This window comes from uncultured Algibacter sp. (genome assembly GCF_947487575.1).
GTDB lineage: Bacteria > Bacteroidota > Bacteroidia > Flavobacteriales > Flavobacteriaceae > Algibacter_B.
Map to the genome: position 1 here is coordinate 1 of NZ_CANKXG010000027.1, position 626 is coordinate 626.

At 40.7% G+C, this 626-nt stretch carries 1 protein-coding gene; it reads left to right on the forward strand.

Annotation, left to right across the window (positions count from 1 at the left end; translation table 11 throughout):
- Positions 1–626, forward strand: a 626-nt coding sequence (locus Q0870_RS15360) for an HYR domain-containing protein (protein ID WP_298556781.1), incomplete at both ends; no start/stop codon positions are given.

Genomic DNA, 626 nt, shown 5'->3' on the forward strand with positions numbered 1-626 from the left:
GGAAACGACAGTCTGTCTTGTAATCAACTGGTAACTATTACTGATGCAGAAGCACCAATAATCACCTGTCCTGCAACTATTGATTTAAATGCGGATACTAATGCTTGTGAGGCTACTAATGTAACTATTGAAGACCCTACAGCTACAGACAACTGTGCAACAACGTTCACCTTTACAGGAACACGTTCAGATAATTTACCATTAACCGATCCATACCCTGTGGGAACAACAACCATTACTTGGATTGCAAATGATGGCGGAAACGACAGTCTGTCTTGTAATCAGCTGGTAACTATTACTGATGCAGAAGCACCAATAATCACCTGTCCTGCAACTATTGATTTAAATGCGGATACTAATGCTTGTGAGGCTACTAATGTAACCATTTTAGAACCTACAGCTACCGACAACTGTGCAACAACGTTCACCTTTACAGGAACACGTTCAGATAACTTAGCATTAACCGATCCATACCCTGTGGGAACAACAACCATTACTTGGATTGCAAATGATGGCGGAAACGACAGTCTGTCTTGTAATCAACTGGTAACTATTACTGATGCAGAAGCACCAATAATCACCTGTCCTGCAACTATTGATTTAAATGCGGATACTAATGCTTGTGA